Origin of the sequence: Bacillus sp. CGMCC 1.60114 (assembly GCF_042676365.1) — a bacterium.
GTDB classification, from domain to species: Bacteria; Bacillota; Bacilli; order Bacillales; family Bacillaceae_G; genus Bacillus_A; species Bacillus_A rhizoplanae_A.
Map to the genome: position 1 here is coordinate 79,414 of NZ_JBHTHG010000093.1, position 18,929 is coordinate 98,342.

Annotated in this window: 16 protein-coding genes; 10 read left to right on the forward strand and 6 right to left on the reverse strand. The window is 35.0% G+C overall.

Features of this window, described 5'->3' with window-relative positions; genetic code table 11:
• Positions 1-34: 34 nt before the first annotated feature.
• On the reverse strand, positions 35-1,039 hold the full coding sequence (locus tag ACFQZ1_RS14020) for a TauD/TfdA family dioxygenase (RefSeq protein WP_377882795.1): 1,005 nt from the start codon (positions 1,037-1,039) through the stop codon (positions 35-37).
• Positions 1,040-1,406: 367 nt separating this feature from the next.
• Between ACFQZ1_RS14020 and ACFQZ1_RS14025 the strand changes: the two genes are divergently transcribed.
• From ACFQZ1_RS14025 to ACFQZ1_RS14035, 3 genes are all read left to right on the forward strand, one after another.
• Positions 1,407-2,189 (forward strand): TrmB family transcriptional regulator, encoded by a 783-nt coding sequence (locus ACFQZ1_RS14025; RefSeq protein WP_377882796.1) that lies wholly within the window; start codon positions 1,407-1,409, stop codon positions 2,187-2,189.
• A gap of 354 nt (positions 2,190-2,543) precedes the next feature.
• Positions 2,544-2,924 (forward strand): ArsR/SmtB family transcription factor, encoded by a 381-nt coding sequence (locus tag ACFQZ1_RS14030; RefSeq protein ID WP_377882797.1) that lies wholly within the window; start codon positions 2,544-2,546, stop codon positions 2,922-2,924.
• 20 nt (positions 2,925-2,944) lie between these two features.
• A complete protein-coding gene (locus tag ACFQZ1_RS14035; RefSeq protein ID WP_377882798.1) occupies positions 2,945-5,308 on the forward strand; it encodes a heavy metal translocating P-type ATPase in 2,364 nt (787 codons plus the stop codon).
• Positions 5,309-5,341: 33 nt separating this feature from the next.
• Here the strand turns inward: ACFQZ1_RS14035 and ACFQZ1_RS14040 are convergent, their stop codons facing one another.
• On the reverse strand, positions 5,342-6,805 hold the full coding sequence (locus ACFQZ1_RS14040) for a nicotinate phosphoribosyltransferase (RefSeq protein WP_377882799.1): 1,464 nt from the start codon (positions 6,803-6,805) through the stop codon (positions 5,342-5,344).
• A 199-nt stretch (positions 6,806-7,004) separates the two neighbouring features.
• On the opposite strand from ACFQZ1_RS14040, the gene ACFQZ1_RS14045 reads away from it, so the two are divergent.
• From ACFQZ1_RS14045 to ACFQZ1_RS14055, 3 genes are all read left to right on the forward strand, one after another.
• On the forward strand, positions 7,005-8,273 hold the full coding sequence (locus tag ACFQZ1_RS14045) for a helix-turn-helix domain-containing protein (protein WP_377882800.1): 1,269 nt from the start codon (positions 7,005-7,007) through the stop codon (positions 8,271-8,273).
• 2 nt (positions 8,274-8,275) lie between these two features.
• On the forward strand, positions 8,276-8,404 hold the full coding sequence (locus ACFQZ1_RS14050; protein WP_377882802.1) for an NprX family peptide pheromone: 129 nt from the start codon (positions 8,276-8,278) through the stop codon (positions 8,402-8,404).
• A gap of 462 nt (positions 8,405-8,866) precedes the next feature.
• On the forward strand, positions 8,867-10,549 hold the full coding sequence (locus ACFQZ1_RS14055) for a M4 family metallopeptidase (protein ID WP_377882803.1): 1,683 nt from the start codon (positions 8,867-8,869) through the stop codon (positions 10,547-10,549).
• A 50-nt stretch (positions 10,550-10,599) separates the two neighbouring features.
• Here the strand turns inward: ACFQZ1_RS14055 and ACFQZ1_RS14060 are convergent, their stop codons facing one another.
• Entirely contained in the window at positions 10,600-11,148 is a 549-nt protein-coding gene (locus ACFQZ1_RS14060) for a TVP38/TMEM64 family protein (RefSeq protein ID WP_377882804.1), read from the reverse strand.
• A 455-nt stretch (positions 11,149-11,603) separates the two neighbouring features.
• Between ACFQZ1_RS14060 and ACFQZ1_RS14065 the strand changes: the two genes are divergently transcribed.
• Both ACFQZ1_RS14065 and ACFQZ1_RS14070 read left to right on the forward strand, forming a co-directional pair.
• Complete coding sequence (locus ACFQZ1_RS14065) at positions 11,604-12,116, forward strand: RNase A-like domain-containing lipoprotein (protein ID WP_377882805.1); 513 nt, start codon at positions 11,604-11,606, stop codon at positions 12,114-12,116.
• A 20-nt stretch (positions 12,117-12,136) separates the two neighbouring features.
• Entirely contained in the window at positions 12,137-12,409 is a 273-nt protein-coding gene (locus ACFQZ1_RS14070; protein WP_377882806.1) for a hypothetical protein, read from the forward strand.
• 4 nt (positions 12,410-12,413) lie between these two features.
• Here the strand turns inward: ACFQZ1_RS14070 and ACFQZ1_RS14075 are convergent, their stop codons facing one another.
• The 3 genes from ACFQZ1_RS14075 to ACFQZ1_RS14085 form a co-directional block, all read right to left on the reverse strand.
• The gene (locus ACFQZ1_RS14075) at positions 12,414-13,667 is read right to left on the reverse strand and encodes a VanW family protein (RefSeq protein ID WP_377882807.1); all 1,254 of its coding nucleotides are present in this window, start codon (positions 13,665-13,667) and stop codon (positions 12,414-12,416) included.
• A 368-nt stretch (positions 13,668-14,035) separates the two neighbouring features.
• Positions 14,036-15,049 carry an LCP family glycopolymer transferase gene (locus ACFQZ1_RS14080; RefSeq protein ID WP_377882808.1) on the reverse strand — a complete coding sequence of 338 codons (1,014 nt, stop codon included), beginning with the start codon at positions 15,047-15,049 and terminating at the stop codon, positions 14,036-14,038.
• A gap of 361 nt (positions 15,050-15,410) precedes the next feature.
• Positions 15,411-16,589 carry a NupC/NupG family nucleoside CNT transporter gene (locus tag ACFQZ1_RS14085; protein ID WP_377882809.1) on the reverse strand — a complete coding sequence of 393 codons (1,179 nt, stop codon included), beginning with the start codon at positions 16,587-16,589 and terminating at the stop codon, positions 15,411-15,413.
• A 224-nt stretch (positions 16,590-16,813) separates the two neighbouring features.
• Between ACFQZ1_RS14085 and gloA2 the strand changes: the two genes are divergently transcribed.
• Positions 16,814-17,200 (forward strand): SMU1112c/YaeR family gloxylase I-like metalloprotein, encoded by a 387-nt coding sequence (gene gloA2, locus ACFQZ1_RS14090; RefSeq protein ID WP_377882810.1) that lies wholly within the window; start codon positions 16,814-16,816, stop codon positions 17,198-17,200.
• Positions 17,201-17,334: 134 nt separating this feature from the next.
• A complete protein-coding gene (locus tag ACFQZ1_RS14095; protein WP_377882891.1) occupies positions 17,335-18,636 on the forward strand; it encodes a hemolysin family protein in 1,302 nt (433 codons plus the stop codon).
• Positions 18,637-18,929: the final 293 nt, after the last annotated feature.

Genomic DNA, 18,929 nt, shown 5'->3' on the forward strand with positions numbered 1-18,929 from the left:
TTCTTTCATTAAAGAATTAATAGCTTGTTCATTATCATTTGTTTGAAGTTAGTTCTATTTTTAAGGGCATACAAATGTTACCTGATAGTGAACGGCTCGCACTAGAATTCTTCATATCAATTACAGCAAACATACGTTGTAACCATCTATCTTTTCCATCGTATCGAGGAGTAAATGCTGTTCTAGCATGGGCAGCTAAGTGATTGTCAATTATAATTAGATCTCCTGGACGTAATACAATTCCAATAGATACTTTATGTAAGGCATTTTTTAATTCAGTCAAGGCCCATTGAGCTTCTTCATTGATACCTTCCATTAAAGAAGCATGAATACATAAGTTAGGCTTCATTATATTCCCTGTTAATACAGCTGTTTGTATGGATAACTCAGGGGAATTAAAAGATGCTGGTGGACGTAATATGAATAATGGCTGTCTTAGAATATCAATAGCGTATCCTGGTAGTAATTCCAACGCTTTAATAATAGAAGCTGTCTCGGTTTCTGCTTTTTCGTCATGATCCGAACGTAAACAGAATAAAGAGAGGTAATCTGGTTTGTAGGGATGGATGGCGTCTTCTGTATGATAGCTAAAGAATACTTTCGAGCCGCTGTTTTCGATATTTTTCTCTTTACCTTTAATTGGACAAATATCATGAATAATCTGTCCATTTTTCTCATCGGCATACCCGATAGGCTCACCTAAATTCAACATAAACAGATATGATAGTAACTCACTTACATTAGTTTGCTTTTGAGATGAAGGTCTACCGTCGTGTGGAGTATCAGGTAACTCAGAATCTGTTGGAAGATTTCTAAAAAGGATAGTACCATAAGAGTTTTTTTCTCTTTTGAATTGAATGAGTTGTTCCATTACTTTGTCAGGTAACCTATGGGACATTCTTTCAAGATAGTTTAATGTAAAATGATCCATGTGCTGAAGGTCCACTTTTAAGGAGTCGACTAAACTCTTTACTTCTTCTTTTTGTTGATCTGTTAATACTAAAATATGAGCTTCTGTTTTTTCGATTGTTGCTAACAACGTTCTCCACCTACCATATGTATTTTATATATTAGAAATCAGCTCGTAATTAGAACTGTAAATCCCTTAATTAGAACAATTGATAAGATTTATTAACATAGCACTATAGTCACCATTTAAGTAGTGACTATAGTGCTATGTTAGCAAACTGATTAATATTTGTATATAGAAATTTAAAAAATAAAGGAAATTAGACATTATTAGACAATTTTCTCCAATTAGTTATTTGTAAGGCCTTTTTATGAGAAATTTACAATGCAATAGAAGGCATTTACTAAACTGTTGTTTAACGATACTATTAGTTTTAGTAGATTAAAAAATTAAAAATTATTTATCGTTTTTTAAATGCTCACATAGGAAGGTTAATATGGATAAAATTTTACAAGAAATTCAGTTGCTAGGTTTTAAGCAATACGAAGCGAAAGCATATGTAGCTTTAGTATATCTAGGGACGTCCAGTGCTTACCAAGTAAGCAAACAATCAGGTGTTCCTAGAGCCCGAATTTATGAAGTATTAGAAGGATTAGAGGAAATGGGTGTAGTTATGAAAGAAGAAGTAAACGGAGCTGCACAATATTCTCCTTTGCCTGTTGATGTATTTTTAGAATCTATCAAACAAAAGTGGGAAGAAACATATACATCTGTAAAACAAGAATTAAAACTATTCGAGAATCAAGAACCCAAGGCTGATACACGTGTTACAACTATTAAGGGAGAAGAAAATATTCTTTCATTCTGTCGTATTCTGCTTCGTCGTGCTCGGCACAGAATTATAGTATCTATTTGGGATTCTATGTACGAGAAACTCGTAGACGACTTAAGAGAGAAACAACAAACTTGTAGCCTTAAGGGGATTGTCTTTGGGGTTAAGAATCCATTACCAGAGCTGGTGGTTCATCGTAAGACTGATTATGTAGACAATATTGGAAAAAAGAAGTGGTTTATTATTTCTATCGACGGCAGGGAAATGGTTTATGGTCATCCTGTAGAGCAAAATGGAAATGCCTTTTATACGGATGATGCTGTACACGTATCTTTATTAGAGAATTACATCTGGCATGATGTACTAGTCAATCGGTTGCTTCAAGAAAGTAAGGATGATTTACAACCTTGGATTTCTAGAGAAAGAGAGAAGTTTTTCAAGATATAATCAGTTAGAATTTACTTGTTTCATTTCTCAATGTTGTACTTATAAAGATAACCATATAATAGTGACAAAGAAATGGGGAGAGCGCCTACTATCAATGTAGGCGCTTTCCCCATTTTTAATATACTTTACATAAAGTTATTTTTTTAGTTATTCAAATGGGATAGGGCACTTTCCGTACTCATCTTCATTATGGAACTAGAAAAGGAGTAACCATTTACCGATTTTTATCTTTTACATATAATGTTCAAAAAATAAAATCGGAAATTATTGACACATATGAGCAGTCGTTCATATAATAAAGGTATAACATATATGAATGATTGTTCATATGTTCAAATAAAGAGGTGAGCTATTGTGACTGAACAAAAAGTAGAAACAACTGAAGAAACGTGTTTACAAAATGTCATTCATCAAGAAATTGTAGAACAAGTACAACAAACAATTCCAAAGGATGATAGCTTAAGTCAAGTAGCAGAGTTATTTAAAGTATTAGGAGACCGTACACGCACACGTATTTTGCATGTTTTATTTGAAGCAGAGCTGTGCGTATGTGATTTAGCATATTTACTCGGAATGACACAATCGTCTATTTCTCATCAATTACGTGTATTAAAGCAAGCAAAGCTTGTGAAAAATCGTAAAGAAGGAAAAGTAGTGTACTATTCACTTGCTGATGATCATGTCATTCGTATTTTCGAACAGGCATTTGAGCATGTAAACGAAGAAGAACAGTAGAGACACAAGGAGGAAGACATATGGGGGAAGCTTTGATAAAACGAAAACTTGTGTTAGAAGGATTGGATTGTGCGAACTGCGCAATGAAAATTGAAAAAGGTGTTGGGGAGTTAGAAGGGGTATCCTCTTGTTCCGTTAACTTTGTAACGAAAACAATGACGGTAGAAACAGCGAAACAAAAAGAAGAACACGTTGTAATGGAAGCAAAGCAAATTGTAAATAAATTAGAACCGCATATCCATGTGAAAGAAGAACAAAAAACGAAAGCAACAAAAAAAACATTTGTGTTAGAAGGATTGGATTGTGCGAATTGTGCAATGAAGATAGAAACAAAAATAAATGAAATGCCTGCGGTTGCATCTGCATCTGTTGATTTTGTTTCTAAAAAATTAAGAGTAGAAGTAGCGAATAAAAAAGAATTAGAGACTACTATTGAAAACATAAAAGAAATCGTACAGCGATTAGAGCCAGAAGTGAAAGTAGTTCCAGAGAAAGAGCAAACAGAGCATGATCATAGTCATGACCACGGAGGAGCTGGTACGAAAAAAATAATCTGGCGTTTATCGATTGGGGCAATTTTAACTGCTATCGCTGCACTAGCTTCATTACCACAAATGGTTACAATCCCGCTTTTTGTTATTGCCTATATTATTATAGGTGGAGAGATTGTTTTACGTGCTGTAAAGAATATTACACGCGGGCAAGTGTTTGACGAAAATTTCTTAATGGCAGTTGCGACGCTTGGTGCTTTTGGGACTCAAAACTATCCGGAAGCTGTCGCGGTTATGCTCTTTTATCAAGTAGGTGAACTGTTCCAAAGTATTGCGGTAAATCGTTCTCGTAAGTCGATTAGCTCGTTAATGGATATTAGACCTGACTATGCAAACTTAAAGCTAGGAAATGAAACGAAACAAGTATCACCAGAAGATGTGCAAATTGGTGATTTCATTATCGTCAAACCAGGTGAGAAAGTACCATTAGATGGTAAAGTAATAGAAGGAACATCGATGGTAGATACATCGGCGTTAACAGGAGAATCGGTACCGCGTGAAGTAGAGGTCGGCAGTGACGTATTAAGCGGTTTTGTCAATCAAAATGGTGTATTAACAATTGAAGTGACGAAAGAATACGGTGAATCTACTGTTTCAAAAATTCTTGATTTGGTGCAAAATGCAAGTAGTCGTAAAGCACCGACGGAAAACTTTATTACGAAGTTTGCTCGTTATTATACACCAGCTGTTGTAATTACAGCTGCAATATTAGCTTTTGTTCCGCCAATTATTTTGGAGGGAGCAACATTCTCAGACTGGATTTACAGAGCGTTAGTCTTTCTCGTTATCTCTTGTCCTTGTGCATTAGTTGTCTCTATTCCACTTAGTTTCTTCGGTGGTATTGGCGGAGCATCTAAGAGCGGAATTTTAATAAAAGGAAGTAACTATTTAGAAGCATTAAACGATGTGAAACATATCGTATTTGATAAGACGGGTACGTTAACAAAAGGTGTATTTAAGGTAACAGATATGCAGCCAAGTGAATTTGTGACGAAAGAAGAATTGTTAGAGTATGCAGCATTTGCAGAAGTATATTCGAATCACCCAATTGCACAGTCAATTCGAGCTGCATATGGAAAAGTAGTTAATGAACATATGATTGAGGAATATAATGAAATTTCTGGTCATGGTACAGTTGTGAAAGTAAGCGGAAAAGAAATTTTTGCTGGAAACGCAAAGTTAATGAGTAAAGAAAATATTACATTCCAGCAACCGCAAACTGTTGGAACACTGGTACACGTAGCCGTAGATTGTGTGTATGCTGGATACATTGTCATTTCTGATGAAATCAAAGAGGATGCTAAGCAAGCAATTCAATCATTAAAACAACTTGGTGTGAAGAGAACAGTAATGTTAACTGGCGATGCGAAATTAGTCGGAGAAGCAGTTGGAAAACAGCTTGGTGTTGACGAAGTACATGCAGAACTGTTGCCACATCAAAAAGTAGAAGAAATCGAAAAAATTGATGTGACAAAACATCCGAAAGAAAAAATTGCGTTCGTTGGAGATGGCATTAACGATACACCAGTATTAGCAAGAGCAGATGTTGGTATTGCAATGGGTGGTTTAGGATCGGATGCAGCAATTGAAGCAGCTGACATTGTTATTATGACAGATGAACCTTCGAAGATTGTAACCGCTATTCAAATTGCAAAACGTACGCGCAGTATTGTATGGCAAAATATCATTTTTGCTTTAGGGATAAAAGGAGTTTTTCTTTTATTAGGGGCATTTGGCATTGCGACAATGTGGGAAGCAGTCTTCTCAGATGTTGGTGTAACGTTACTAGCTGTGTTAAATGCGATGCGTGTATTACGAGTAAAAGATTTGTAAAAGTAAAAGGAGAGAAGCAAGGTGCTTCTCTCCTTATTTTTTTGTAGGATTTGCAATTTGTTCTCGGACTGTTTGGATATAGTTCATTTTATGATCCCAGCACGCTTGACTTAAATCGACTGGATATTCTTCTGGATTTAGTGTCCGTTTATATTCTTCCCACAAGGATGCTAAACTGTGTTGTGTGTGACGCTGAATATCAAGGATGTCTGGCGATTCGTATGTGCGCTGTCCGTTTACGAAAATATCATGATGCAGTTCTTTTGCTTCAAAGTTCGTGACAAATTTACTAATATACGTATGAACAGGATGGAACATTTTTAAGCGCTCTTCTTGCTGTGGTTCTTCTGTCTCTAATGCAATATAATCACCTTCTGCATGCTGATTGATGCGATTAATAATGCGATAGAGGCGCTTTAATCCTGGTGTTGTAATTTTTTCAGGATTGGAAGAAATTTTAATTGTGTCGTTCAGTACACCATTTTCGTCTTCAATACAAACTAATTTATAAACAGCGCCTAATGCTGGTTGTTCAAATGATGTGATTAGTTTTGTTCCAATACCCCATACATCAATTTTTGCTCCTTGTGATTTTAAATGTAAGAGGGTGTATTCATCTAGGTCACTTGAAGCGATAATTTTTGTATTTGTAAAACCGGCAGTATCTAGCATTTTACGTGCTTCTTTTGATAAGTATGCCATATCACCGCTATCGAGACGGATACCGTAAAAATCAATGCGGTCTCCGAATTCTTTTGCTACGCGGATAGCATTTGGTACACCAGATTTTAATGTGTCATATGTATCGACGAGAAAAACGCATTTTTTATGTGTTTCTGCATATTTTTTGAATGCCACATATTCATCACGATACGCTTGTACAAATGAATGAGCATGTGTGCCGGCAACCGGGATGCCAAAACGTTTTCCAGCTCGAACATTACTTGTTGAAGAAAACCCACCGATGAATGCTGCACGTGTTCCCCAAAGTGCCGCATCAAACTCATGAGCGCGGCGTGTTCCGAATTCAAGGAGCTCATCATCACCAGCTGCATGCTTCATCCGTGCAGCTTTTGTTGCGATTAATGTTTGGTAGTTCACAATATTTAAGAGAGCTGTTTCAATAATTTGTGCTTCTCCAAGCGGTGCTTCTATACGTAAAAGCGGTTCGTTATGAAAGACAACTTCGCCTTCCTGCATGCTGCGAATAGATCCGCTAAATTTCATGCTTTGTAAGTAGTGTAAAAAACCTTCCTCAAATTGAAGTTCTTTTAGATAGGCAATATCACTATCTGTAAAATGAAAGTTCTCCACATACTCTATAATTTTTTCAAGCCCTGCAAAAATAGCATAACCATTGTCAAAAGGCAGCTTGCGAAAGTATAAATCAAATACTGCACGGCGGTTATGAATATTATCTTTCCAATATGTATAGGTCATATTAATTTGATATAAGTCTGTGTGTAAGGCGTAGCTATCATCTTTATAATGAGTCATAACGTAAACACCTCCATATTTTGGTTATAGTATACCGCTTTTTTTGTAGTTTTTGCTAAAAATAATAAATATCATATAAATGTTATAAAGTGAAAATGAATAAAAATGTTCGGAATGTTTTTATTTATCAATTTATCTTTCGCCCAATTTTATGTATTATTAAGGTAATAGGGTATACATTAGAATGGAGGAGGGAGCTATGCAGCAAAATTTAGAAAAAATGGGCAAACAAATCTTTTATAAACGCCTTCATCAAAAAATGACTCAAGAGGAGCTCTGCCAGGGCATTTGTTCCGTCTCATATTTAAGCAAAATTGAAAATGGGAAAATTGAAGCTTCTGAAGAAATATTGCAGCTGCTATGTACGAGATTAGAGATTGCAGTTTCAGATTTAAGAGATATAGAGGCGGAAGTGAAAGGGAAGTTAGATGAGTGGTTACAAGCGCTAGTTCACTTAAATAAGCATAAAGTTGAAGATGTATATAGAGAACTAGAAATTGAAATGAAACAAATTAGTGATTTTGAAATTGTAAATTATTATAAATTATTATATACACGTTATTTAATTATGAAGAGAAATATACCAGTTCTTAAAGAGGAGTTGGAGAAACTAAAAAAAGTTTATAAAAAATATTCTCCATTTCAGCAACTGTTATATAAGTATAGTCAGGCTTTATGCTATTGCCTACAGCATAAATGGCAAGAGGGATTACGTCTTTTAGTTCAGACAGAGTTAATGGCAAAAGAACAAAATTATTATGAAACCGGAATTTATTATAATTTAGCACTTGCATATAGTCATTTGGAAATTCCACATATGGTACTTCATTTTGCTAATATTGCTATGGAAGGATTTCGAAATGAATATAAGTTCCGAAATGTGATTAATTGTCAAATCATCGTTGCGTTAGGCTATGTTGAAAAAGGGCAGTATGATGAAGCATTAAAAATTTATGAAAGTATACTGCGTGAAGCGGATTCTTTTTCAGATAAAGATGTGCTGATGTCAATCACATTAAGCAATATTGGAGATATATACAATAGAAAGAAAAAGTATAAAGAGGCCAAAAAATATTATGTAGAAAGTTTACAATATCAAAAAGAAGATGTGAACTATGTCGATACGTTATATGAGATGGCACTTCAATGTATTTACCTTGAACAACTGGAAGAAGCAAAAGAGTGGATTGATAAGGGGATCATTTTTGCTAAGAAAGATGAAAGGTGCAATACGAAGTTGTACTTACTCCTTATGCTTCGTTATAAATATTTTGCAGAACCAAGTGCGTATAAACTATTTTTAGAAACAGAGGCAATTCCTTTTTTTAAAAGTGCAGGAAGTATAAAAGAATTGAAGAAAGTATATGTAGAGATTGCGGAATATTTCGCTAATCGTTCGGAATTTAAAGAAAGTAATAAGTATTATAAACTAGCCATTGAGGTTCTAGAAACAATTCGGGAGGGATAAGGATGAAAAAAGTAGTAATTGGTATCATTTTAACAGTAGTATCATTAGTTGTAATAGTTGATACGCAGTATGGTAATAGACCAGATGTTTTTGGACAAGAGGCAAATGAAACTGAAGTTGTAAATATATAATGGAAAGCTCTCACCAATCGGACTCTTACTGCCTAAAAGTAGCGGGAGATCTTTAGAAACGCAAGAACTAAAAAGATGGCTTCGGTATTGTACCGAGACCATCTTTTTTTAGTGTTCGCTGGCAGCGAGAATAATTGTAACTTGCATATAATTATTTATCCGTTCTGAAGGCACTTTTCAAAAAATGTTTTGTCGAAACTCTTCAAAACTTGAGGAATAATATACTTTAATATAGTGACTTTGAGATATTGATTGTTAGAATCAACCCGACATAAGTATTGAAATAGTATAGCGTAGAAGAAAAACCTCTTTCCTTCAGGAAAGAGGTTTTTCAAAAATTGTTCGTCAAAATTCTCCAAAACTTGAGAAAGAAATTATTTCAATTTTCAGTATTTTAATAGTGGAAACTTAATGCTACTATAAAGCTACTCTTTTAAAAAAAATTTTTAGGGGGAAGAGAATATGAAGAAAAAGGGTTTAGCGTTTGTGTTAGCGGCAGGAATGGCAGTAACAACATTTGGGGGGACAAGCTCTGCGTTTGCAGATTCAAAGAACGTACTGTCCACAAAGAAATACAATGAGACAGTACAGTCTCCTGAGTTTGTATCGGGCAATCTAACTAGTGCATCAGGAAAGAAGGCGGAAACTGTTGTATTTGATTATTTAAATTCTTCTAAAAAGGATTATAAACTAGGCGCAAAAAGTGCAGAAGAATCTTTTAAAGTACAACAAGTTACAAAAGACTCTGTTGGCGATGCAACAGTTGTTCGTTTACAACAAGTATATGAAGGTGTACCGGTATGGGGATCTACCCAAGTGGCTCACGTTGGGAAAGATGGCGCATTAAAAGTTGTATCAGGAACAGTTGCGCCTGAGTTAGACAAGAAAGAGAAATTGAAGAACAAAAATAAAATTGAAGGCAAAAAAGCAATTGCAATTGCACAACAAGACTTAGGATTCACTCCAAAGTATGAAGTAGATCCATCTGCGGACTTATATGTATATCAAAATGGTGAAGACACAACGTATGCATATGTTGTGAAATTAAACTTCTTAGATCCAGAGCCAGGAAACTATTATTATTTCATTGAAGCTGATAGTGGTAAAGTTTTAAACAAATATAATACAATTCATAATGCAACAGAAAATAAGTCGCCAATTAAAACTGCAGCTGGTACTACTGCTAAGCCTGTAACAGGAACAAATAAAGTAGGGACAGGAACAGGTGTGTTAGGTGACACAAAGTCTATTAATACGACATTATCTGGATCTACTTATTATTTACAAGATAATACGCGTGGTGCGACGATTTACACATACGATGGAAAAAATCGTACGACTCTTCCAGGAACGTTATGGGCAGATGTGGATAACATCTTTAATGCTACTCGTGATGCAGCGGCAGTAGATGCGCAGTACTATGCTGGTGTAACGTATGATTACTATAAAAACAAATTTAACCGCAATTCTTATGACAACGCTGGTGGGGCGTTAAAATCAACAGTTCATTATGGAAGCAACTATAACAATGCCTTCTGGAATGGAACACAAATGGTGTATGGTGATGGAGATGGATATACATTTATTCCATTATCCGGTGGTGAAGATGTTGTCGGACATGAATTAACGCACGCTGTGACAGAAAGAAGTTCTAATCTTATTTATCAAAATGAGTCTGGTGCATTAAATGAAGCAATCTCTGATATTTTTGGAACATTAATAGAATACTATGATAACCGTAATCCAGATTGGGAAATTGGTGAAGATATTTATACACCTGGTACAGCTGGTGATGCGCTTCGTTCTATGAGTGACCCATCAAAATATGGTGATCCAGATCATTACTCTAAACGTTATACAGGAACGAGTGATAATGGCGGGGTTCATACAAATAGTAGTATTATCAATAAAGCGGCTTACTTATTAGCAAATGGCGGTACGCATTATGGTGTGACGGTGAATGGTATTGGTAACGAGAAAGTAGGTGCAATCTACTATCGTGCAAATACAGTATATTTCACTCAATCTACAACATTTAGCCAAGCGCGTGCTGGATTGGTACAAGCAGCTGCTGATTTATATGGTGCGAATTCTGCGGAAGTGGCAGCTGTTAAGCAGTCTTATGACGCAGTAGGTGTGAACTAAGTTCCACTCACATGTATATAAAATGAAAAAAGGAGCATATGCTCCTTTTTTCATTTTTTCTTCCATCTTTTCCATACATAAAACAGGCCAATGCAACCAGCAATGGCAATAATCCATTTTGCTTCATTTGTTCCCTTCATAACGTGATAGGTGGAATACACTTCAATAAGTAATGCTGGTATTTTACCAAGTGTACTAGCGACGCTAAAAGTTAAAATGGACATCGTTCCTAAAGACGCAAATAATGTAACGATGCCAGAAGGGATAAAGGGGAAGAGGCGAAATGATAAAACGAGAAAGAAAGCCTCTTTTCCTTGTACATAAAGAAGTTTTTGTACTTTTGGATACTTATCTATATTTTTTTGAGCCATTTTTTGAAAACCAAGGCGATATAAATAAAAAGAGATGATAGCCCCTAATGCTTCCCCAATAATTGATATGAGTGTTCCTTCTGTTACTCCAAATAACGCGATGTTAATAGCAGTTAAAAAAATACTGGGAATAAAGGCTATTAAGCTAATAAGAATATTGAGTAAAATGCTAAGTGGGATTGCAATTGTATGATGCGCTGTGAGAAAAGATTGAATCGTTTCTTCCATATAAATTAGTTTTCCTTTGCTTTTTCTAGCATTACATCACATTTTTCATACTAAGACAATAGAATTGTGTAAGGTCATAGATATATTTGAAGAAAAAGTCATATTTCTATATGAATACAAATTGAGAAAACGACATGAAAATTTTAGGTGGGTGAGAGCATCTAGACATACATAGAAACGGTTGAGGCCTTTTTCTGCCGTGGATTTATCCCGCTATTCGCGGGCAGTAAGACCCCCACCTCAAGCTTCAGGGAGGAACAAGGAAGACCGGTGGGGGATAACTGCCCGTAAAAGCCCGATTGGTTCAACTAACCATCAGTGGGGGATGAAGAAAACCCCCACTGATGGAAGTTTCACTTTACCATATATCAAGAACTGCTAGGAAATAACAGGATACATACGATAGAATTGACTTTTTCTAGAGATAATACAATAATCATGGAAGAGGTGATACGATGAAACGATTATGTAACGTTGTTATAAGCGTAATGCTTATGATGATACTTGTATTAAGTGGATGTTCAGGACAGCAACAAAAACAAACCACGTCGAAAGAAAATAGTGCAGCAATTGAAAAAGTTAGTGACAACATTTTAGATGAAATGGAAGGACCACCGAAAAATGGTCATACGTTAGAGCGTCACGTTGGTAAAACAGAAGAGCAATTAAAAGAACGATTGCGTACAGATAAAGTATCTGCTGCAAGTACATATTACGATAAAGAAACGGCAACAAAGGCTGTAAAAGATAGTTTAAAGCAGCATGAAAAAGAAATTGATAAATGGCTGAAAGAATCGAAGGAAAACCGTCTTGTATTGAATACAAAGCATGCATTTCCAGTTGGAAAAACAGTATTAAAAAAAGATATGCGTGTAAAAGATGGACTTCGTAATACAGTGACTGTGTTGCAGAAAGATAAAGGGAGTCAGCTCGGTTTTAAAATTATTACTTCTTATCCTTCTGAATAAATAAGAAAGGAGAGAGAGTTATGTATTCGACATTTCAATATTTTCTTAGGGCATATTGTACACTAAGTATATATGAAGAAGAAATGACTGATCTTATGCAACAGTTTCAAGAACAGGAAGAACAAGAAACGAAAGAGAAATTATTACAAGAATTTACTCAAATGCAAAAAACAGCAGATTGGAAGAAAGTGTGTCAAGAAGTTGAGCGGTATGGAAATCGTATATGGACAATAGAAGAAACAAAAGTGCATGTTAGCAATTTTGTTTCTATATTACAAAACAAAAAGGCGTGAATCATCACGCCTTTTTGTATGTACTTTTTGAAATTTGACCGTTAGATAGCACTTGGCCATTTTGTGTTACTTTTTTATATGTTACAGCTACAATGCTTTTATCAGTTTCACTTATAACTTTCGAAGAAATTTCTACATCTTTTCCTGTTGATGTACCGAAAATACGAGCAGTTACACTACTACCATTCGTGAATGATTGAATGTAAATGTACTTACCAGTATTATTTGTAAATTTCAAATCAGGGCCATAGTCAGCAACAGCTGCATCCTGACCAAGTGGTAAGTAATGTACTGGTAAAGAATGGTTACTTCTAGCCACAACTCCTAAATCAGCACGCAATACGGCCCCGTATAATGTACTACTTACTTGGCAAACACCACCGCCGGCACTTTGCTCAACTTTTCCGTTTACATATACAGCAGCTGATTTATAGCCATGTGCCGCATCTGTTATGCCAACACGGTTGTTAAAGCTAAATGTTTCACCTGGTGCAATAAGTACTCCTGTTAATGTATTCGTAGCGCGTTGTACGTTAAATGTTTGGTTTGCATTTCGTCCAGCCAGTGGAGTAGAAAATTCACCAATTACTTCTTGAATCCCCATGTTTTTTACATCTTCTGTTGAGTGTTCAGGTTTCACGGCTACGACTGGAACTTGGATGTCCTGTTTATTTGTAGCAATTGCTTCAGCTGTTAAAGATTTTAATTTTTCTTTATCAACCTTTTCGCCATCTTTACTCTCGCTAATATTAACCGTTGTTCCCGAAACAGATAACTCTGCATTGACAGGCTCTACTAAGAGATCATTGTATTTTTCTTTTATAAATGCATCGTATTTTGCTGTGTTTATAGAAGGATTTATCTTATAGTCACGTTTTAGTTCACCTTTTTCAGCTTGTTTACGCATTTTATAACGATTGGAAATGTTGCCCTGTTGTTCTTTGAAAATTTTATCTGCAACATCTATATCTTTATATTCAACGCCTAGTTCTTGCAAAGTATATGTATGTGTGTTGTCTTGGAAGGCATAGTTTACGGATTTTTTATTTAGCTCATCAACTTTTTGCTGAATAACTTTTTGAACGTCGCTTTTCGTTTTTCCATCTAAGGAAATACCTTCAAATGTTGTGTGGGGTAAAACGTATGTATCTAACTGATGATTCAATTTGGATACATATTGATATGCGCCAACACCGCCAGCACAAAGCACGATTCCACCAGCAATCGCTGAACCAATAATCCAATTGCGTAATTTCATTTATTTCCCCCCAAAAAGAAAATGTTTAGGTTATTATATGTATGATTTCTAACGTATAAAATGATAAAAACGATATTGATTACAAACTAGTATACTATTAATTTTATTGTCTGTGTAACATTTTTGTAAAAAAACGTTACATTTTTGTAATATAATTACCTTTAATTAGGATTTTTATGTGGGGGAATGAGAGAAATTCATGCTTGTATTGCAGTGTGAAATGTATGCTGCTATTTTGCGGTAGTAAGCCCCTCACTCCAGGATTGAGAAAAGCGAAGAATATAGGTGGGGGATAACTGATGGAAGTTTTGTACTGGAATAAGAAGAATATATAAAAAAACAGCTGTTGTATACAACAGCTGTTTTTCTTATAGTTTCTTATGATCTGATTTACCTGTAACACCAAGGTGGTTTTGTAGTTCTTCAGAAATATCTTGAACACTTTTTTCTTCAGGAACGTAATAATATACACCATCGATATATTCGTCTTTTCCTTTTACCTGCAATTTATCCATTTTTAGATTAGAACTCATCATATTTTTTGTGACTGCCATCATATCATCGAAAGTTAAGTTTGTTTTGATATCATTGTCTACCGCATCCAGTAAATCACCAAGTTTGTCAATTGAATTTATAGATAATGCTTTTTTAGCGATTGCTTCTAAAACAAGTTGTTGACGTTGGCCGCGCATATAGTCAGTATCAATATGGCGTGTTCTCGCTAACGCAAGTGCTTGTTCGCCATTTAAATGCTGACGACCTTTTTCAAGGTGAATAGCATCAGGTTGGTCTTTACTATCTTGTTCAGTAAATGTAACTGGTACATCTACATCAATACCGCCAAGAGAATCAACAATTTTTATAAATGATTTAAAGTTAAATTTTACGTAATAATCAACAGGAACATCTAAAAAACGTTCTACTGTATTAATTGTACTATCAACACCACCGAATACATGGGCGTGTGTAATTTTATCTTCTTTCTTTTCTGATGGAATATATACACGAGAATCACGAGGGATGCTTAATAGCTTTACAGACTTATCATTTTTATTAATAGTTGCAAGTAATAATGCATCTGTACGAATTGCTCCTTTATATTCATTTGCGCGTGTATCACTTTCATCTACACCCATGATTAAGATGGAAACATTATCTGTCATCGGTTTTACTGCTTTTGCGCGTTTTTCAGATTTATCTCCTCGTCCTAATTGGGAGTATGCACCATCTGCAACAGCTTGTGCTTTGTTATATATATGGAAGAAATAGCTGCCTCCCCCAATAATCACAAGGAATAAGGGAATGAGAACAAACCATAGTATACGCTTTTTCTTAGAGCGTTTTGTTGATACTCTATCTGTCGTTTCTAAATCAGGCTTCATTAATATTTCTCCTTTTAAACAATCAATTAAAGTATTTTCTTATAATTTTTAAAAAAGGCACACTTTCTATTGTACATAAATACAATGAGTTTTCACTATAAATTTTTAATTGACATGAAAATGAAATATATGAAATAAATAATTTGATATAAAGTGAAACTTCTATCGGAAAGCCCGTCCAATCGGGTTTTTACGGGCAGTCACCTAATTTTGAGGTGGGGGTGTTACTACCTGCAAATGGCGTTCATAAGTCACACTGTATGAAGAATTTCTATGCAAAAAAACAGATGCCTTATACATAATAAAGGCATCTGTTTAAAAATTATTGTATAGAAAAAATAAAGACTAACATGTACCTATGTTAAATCATAACACTGACAATAATTGCAGATAGAATACTCACTAAGGTCGCTCCGTATAGGAGTTTTAAGCCGAACCTTGCAACGACATTTCCTTGTTTTTCATGTAAGCTTCTTACTGCTCCTGAAAGAATTCCAATAGAGGAGAAGTTTGCAAAAGACACTAGAAAGACGGAAATAATACCTACAGTACGAGGAGAAAGTGTATTTGCAAGTTTATTTAAGTCCATCATGGCCACAAATTCATTTGTAATAAGCTTTGTCGCCATAATACTGCCTGCTTGTACAATTTCTGTAGCAGGTATGCCAATAATGAAAGCAATTGGAGAAAATGCATACCCAAGTAATTGTTGAAATGTAATACCAAAAATAATTCCAAATAAACCGTTTATAGCACTTATTAGAGCGACAAAACCGATCAACATGGCTCCCACAACAACTGCGACACGAAATCCATCTAAAATATACTCTCCCAGCATTTCGAAGAAAGTCTGTTTTTCTTCCTTGATTTCTAAAATATCTTCTTCGTCTTTCACATCGTATGGATTAATAATTAATACGATAATAAATCCGCTAAATAAGTTTAAGACGAGAGCAGTTACAACATACTTTGGTTCAATCATCGTCATATAGGCACCAACGATGGACATGGATACTGTGGACATTGCTGAAGCACATAGTGTATATAGACGATGTTTTGGAATTTGTCCGAGTTGTTTTTTTACAGTAATAAACACTTCAGATTGTCCGACAATAGCAGATGCAACTGCGTTATAGGACTCTAGTTTACCAAGTCCATTTATTTTACTAAGTAAAAAGCCGACCCAGCGAATAACAAATGGTAAAATTTTAAAGTGTTGTAAGATTCCAATTAACATTGAGATAAATACAATTGGAAGTAAAACATTTAAAAAGAAGGACATTTCTCCTTTGTTTAAAAGACCACCAAATACAAAATTTATACCTGCAGCAGCGTATTCTAATAATTTACTGAATAAGTTGGAAATTGCTGTTACAAGGACAAGTCCCATTTGTGTATTTAATAATAGAAACGTTAAAATTAATTGGATAATAAGCATGATAAGAATCGACTTGAACTTAATATGTTTTCTATTGTTGCTTGCTATAAAAGCAAGAAAAAAAACAACAATGAGCCCGAGCACAAATGTGAAAAATTTCATAATACCCCTCCTTATGAACAGTTGTATCCTGCTATTTGCGGGCAGTAAGACCCCACCTCAAGATTAAGAGAAGCGAAGAAGATAGGTGGGAACTACTGATATGCGCCCGATTGGACGGGCTTTCCATCAGTGGGGGATGAAGAAACGCCCCCACAGATTAAAGTTTCACTTTATATATAGGTTTTTCATTTCATAGAAGAATATGCAAGAAAGGAAAAGATACAATGAATATTACTCATGTTCACCACATTGCAATTATTTGTTCAAATTATGAAGTATCAAAAAAATTCTATACAGAAGTACTTGGTTTTCAAGTTCTGCGTGAAGTGTATCGAGAAGAAAGGGAGTCATATAAGCTCGATTTATGTGTTGGAGATACATATCAAATTGAATTATTTTCATTTCCTAATCCTCCAAGACGAAAAACTTTTCCGGAGGCAGCGGGATTGAGACACTTAGCGTTTGCTGTTGAGTATATAGAAGAAGCTATTTCATATTTACAGCAGCATGGTATACAAACTGAAGCAATTCGAATTGATGGAATTACTGGAAAACGTTTTGTGTTTTTCCAAGATCCAGATGGTTTACCGATTGAACTATATGAGGAATAAAAATTTGTGAAATTTATACAGGTTTTCTTGTGAGGGAAAGAGAGAAAATAAAGAAAGTTAAACTTATCTTTGCAGGAGGTGTAACTTTAGCTGTCTGCAGCTAAGGGAGATACTTGGAAATAGGGAATTTAATACTGGTTGCAATTTTAATTGCGTTAACGGGCTTTTTTGTTGCAATTGAATTTGCAATTGTCAAAGTACGCAGTAGTCGCATTGATCAACTCGTAGGAGAAAAAAAGCGAGGAGCAATGGCGGCAAAAAAAGTTATTTCTAATTTAGATGAATATTTGTCAGCGTGCCAGTTTGGAATTACAATTACAGCACTTGGACTTGGGTGGTTAGGTGAGCCAACTGTAAAACATGTATTAGAACCTATATTGATTACATTTCAAATCTCTCCTCCAATTGCTAGTACTGTATCTTTTGTTATTGCATTTGCTGTTATTACTTTTTTACATGTTGTAATTGGAGAATTAGCACCAAAAACATTTGCAATTCAAAAGGCAGAACAAATTAGTCTGATGTTTTCAAAGCCATTAATTTATTTTTATCGCATTATGTATCCATTTATTTGGACATTAAATCATGCCGCTCGTTTTGTGACAAGTTTATTTGGACTAAAACCTGTTTCTGAACATGAAGTTGCACACTCAGAAGAAGAGCTCCGCCTTATTTTATCAGAGAGTTATGAAAGTGGAGAGATTAATCAAGCGGAATTCAAATATGTAAATAATATTTTTGAATTTGATAATCGTCTTGCGAAAGAGATTATGGTACCGCGAACGGAAATTGTTGGATTATATGAGGAAGATTTATTTGAAACACATATTGAAATCATTCGACAAGAAAAATATACAAGATATCCAGTATTCGGTGAAGATAAAGATGAAGTTATGGGAATGGTGAATGTGAAAGATCTCTTCATCCGTTACATAGATGGAGAAAACCAAGAAGCAAAATCAATCGCGACATATACAAGACCAGTTATTGAAGTAATGGAAAACATTCCGATACATGATTTATTGTTGAACATGCAAAAAAAACGTATTCCACTTGCTATTTTATATGACGAATACGGTGGAACAGCAGGGCTTGTTACACTTGAGGATATTTTAGAAGAGATTGTGGGAGAAATTCGAGATGAATATGATGAGGATGAACATCCACCTATTCAACATGTCAGTGATAATTGTAAAGTAGTTGATGGGAAAGTGTTAGTAAGTGAAATTAATGACTTATTTGGCTTACATTTGAATGAATATGATGTCGACACAATTGGTGGTTGGTTAATGATGCAAGGACAACCGATTGCAGAAGGGGATGTTACTGTTGTTGGTGAGTGGACATTTACTATTCTTGAAAAAGATATTCATCAAATTAAGCGAATAGAAATAAAAAAAATGGAAACAGCAGAAAAAACAGCAGCCTATAAATAGCTGTTTTTTTGCTTGCTGTTCATCAAATTTAAAGTGATGCAGGAACTTGGGAGTAAAGTTAAAAGGTTTAACGTAAGCTAATAGAGATTCACAAGAAAAGAAAATGAAACAAAGAAGTAACTTTGTGAAGAACTAACCGTTATGCATCCATCTACTTTTAAAATCTAGCTGGTAATAACTTAGAGTTCATTACAATGTTAGAAGAGAATCCACTAGGGATTCATGAAGTATTGTATGTAAGTGAATGATTAGAAAAAGGAAATAAAGCAAAAGGCTGATGAACGGGTCATCAG

Bases quoted from the DNA above. Each gene is read 5' to 3' on its own strand.
- ACFQZ1_RS14085 (WP_377882809.1), bottom strand. From the start codon at position 16,589: ATGAAATTTTTCACATTTGTGCTCGGGCTCATTGTTGTTTTTTTTCTT.
- ACFQZ1_RS14070 (WP_377882806.1), top strand. From the start codon at position 12,137: ATGTATTCGACATTTCAATATTTTCTTAGGGCATATTGTACACTAAGT.
- ACFQZ1_RS14075 (WP_377882807.1), bottom strand. From the start codon at position 13,667: ATGAAATTACGCAATTGGATTATTGGTTCAGCGATTGCTGGTGGAATC.
- ACFQZ1_RS14080 (WP_377882808.1), bottom strand. From the start codon at position 15,049: ATGAAGCCTGATTTAGAAACGACAGATAGAGTATCAACAAAACGCTCT.
- ACFQZ1_RS14035 (WP_377882798.1), top strand. From the start codon at position 2,945: ATGGGGGAAGCTTTGATAAAACGAAAACTTGTGTTAGAAGGATTGGAT.
- ACFQZ1_RS14040 (WP_377882799.1), bottom strand. From the start codon at position 6,805: ATGACTCATTATAAAGATGATAGCTACGCCTTACACACAGACTTATAT.
- ACFQZ1_RS14055 (WP_377882803.1), top strand. From the start codon at position 8,867: ATGAAGAAAAAGGGTTTAGCGTTTGTGTTAGCGGCAGGAATGGCAGTA.
- ACFQZ1_RS14050 (WP_377882802.1), top strand. From the start codon at position 8,276: ATGAAAAAAGTAGTAATTGGTATCATTTTAACAGTAGTATCATTAGTT.
- ACFQZ1_RS14065 (WP_377882805.1), top strand. From the start codon at position 11,604: ATGAAACGATTATGTAACGTTGTTATAAGCGTAATGCTTATGATGATA.
- ACFQZ1_RS14060 (WP_377882804.1), bottom strand. From the start codon at position 11,148: ATGGAAGAAACGATTCAATCTTTTCTCACAGCGCATCATACAATTGCA.
- ACFQZ1_RS14025 (WP_377882796.1), top strand. From the start codon at position 1,407: ATGGATAAAATTTTACAAGAAATTCAGTTGCTAGGTTTTAAGCAATAC.
- gloA2 (WP_377882810.1), top strand. From the start codon at position 16,814: ATGAATATTACTCATGTTCACCACATTGCAATTATTTGTTCAAATTAT.
- ACFQZ1_RS14045 (WP_377882800.1), top strand. From the start codon at position 7,005: ATGCAGCAAAATTTAGAAAAAATGGGCAAACAAATCTTTTATAAACGC.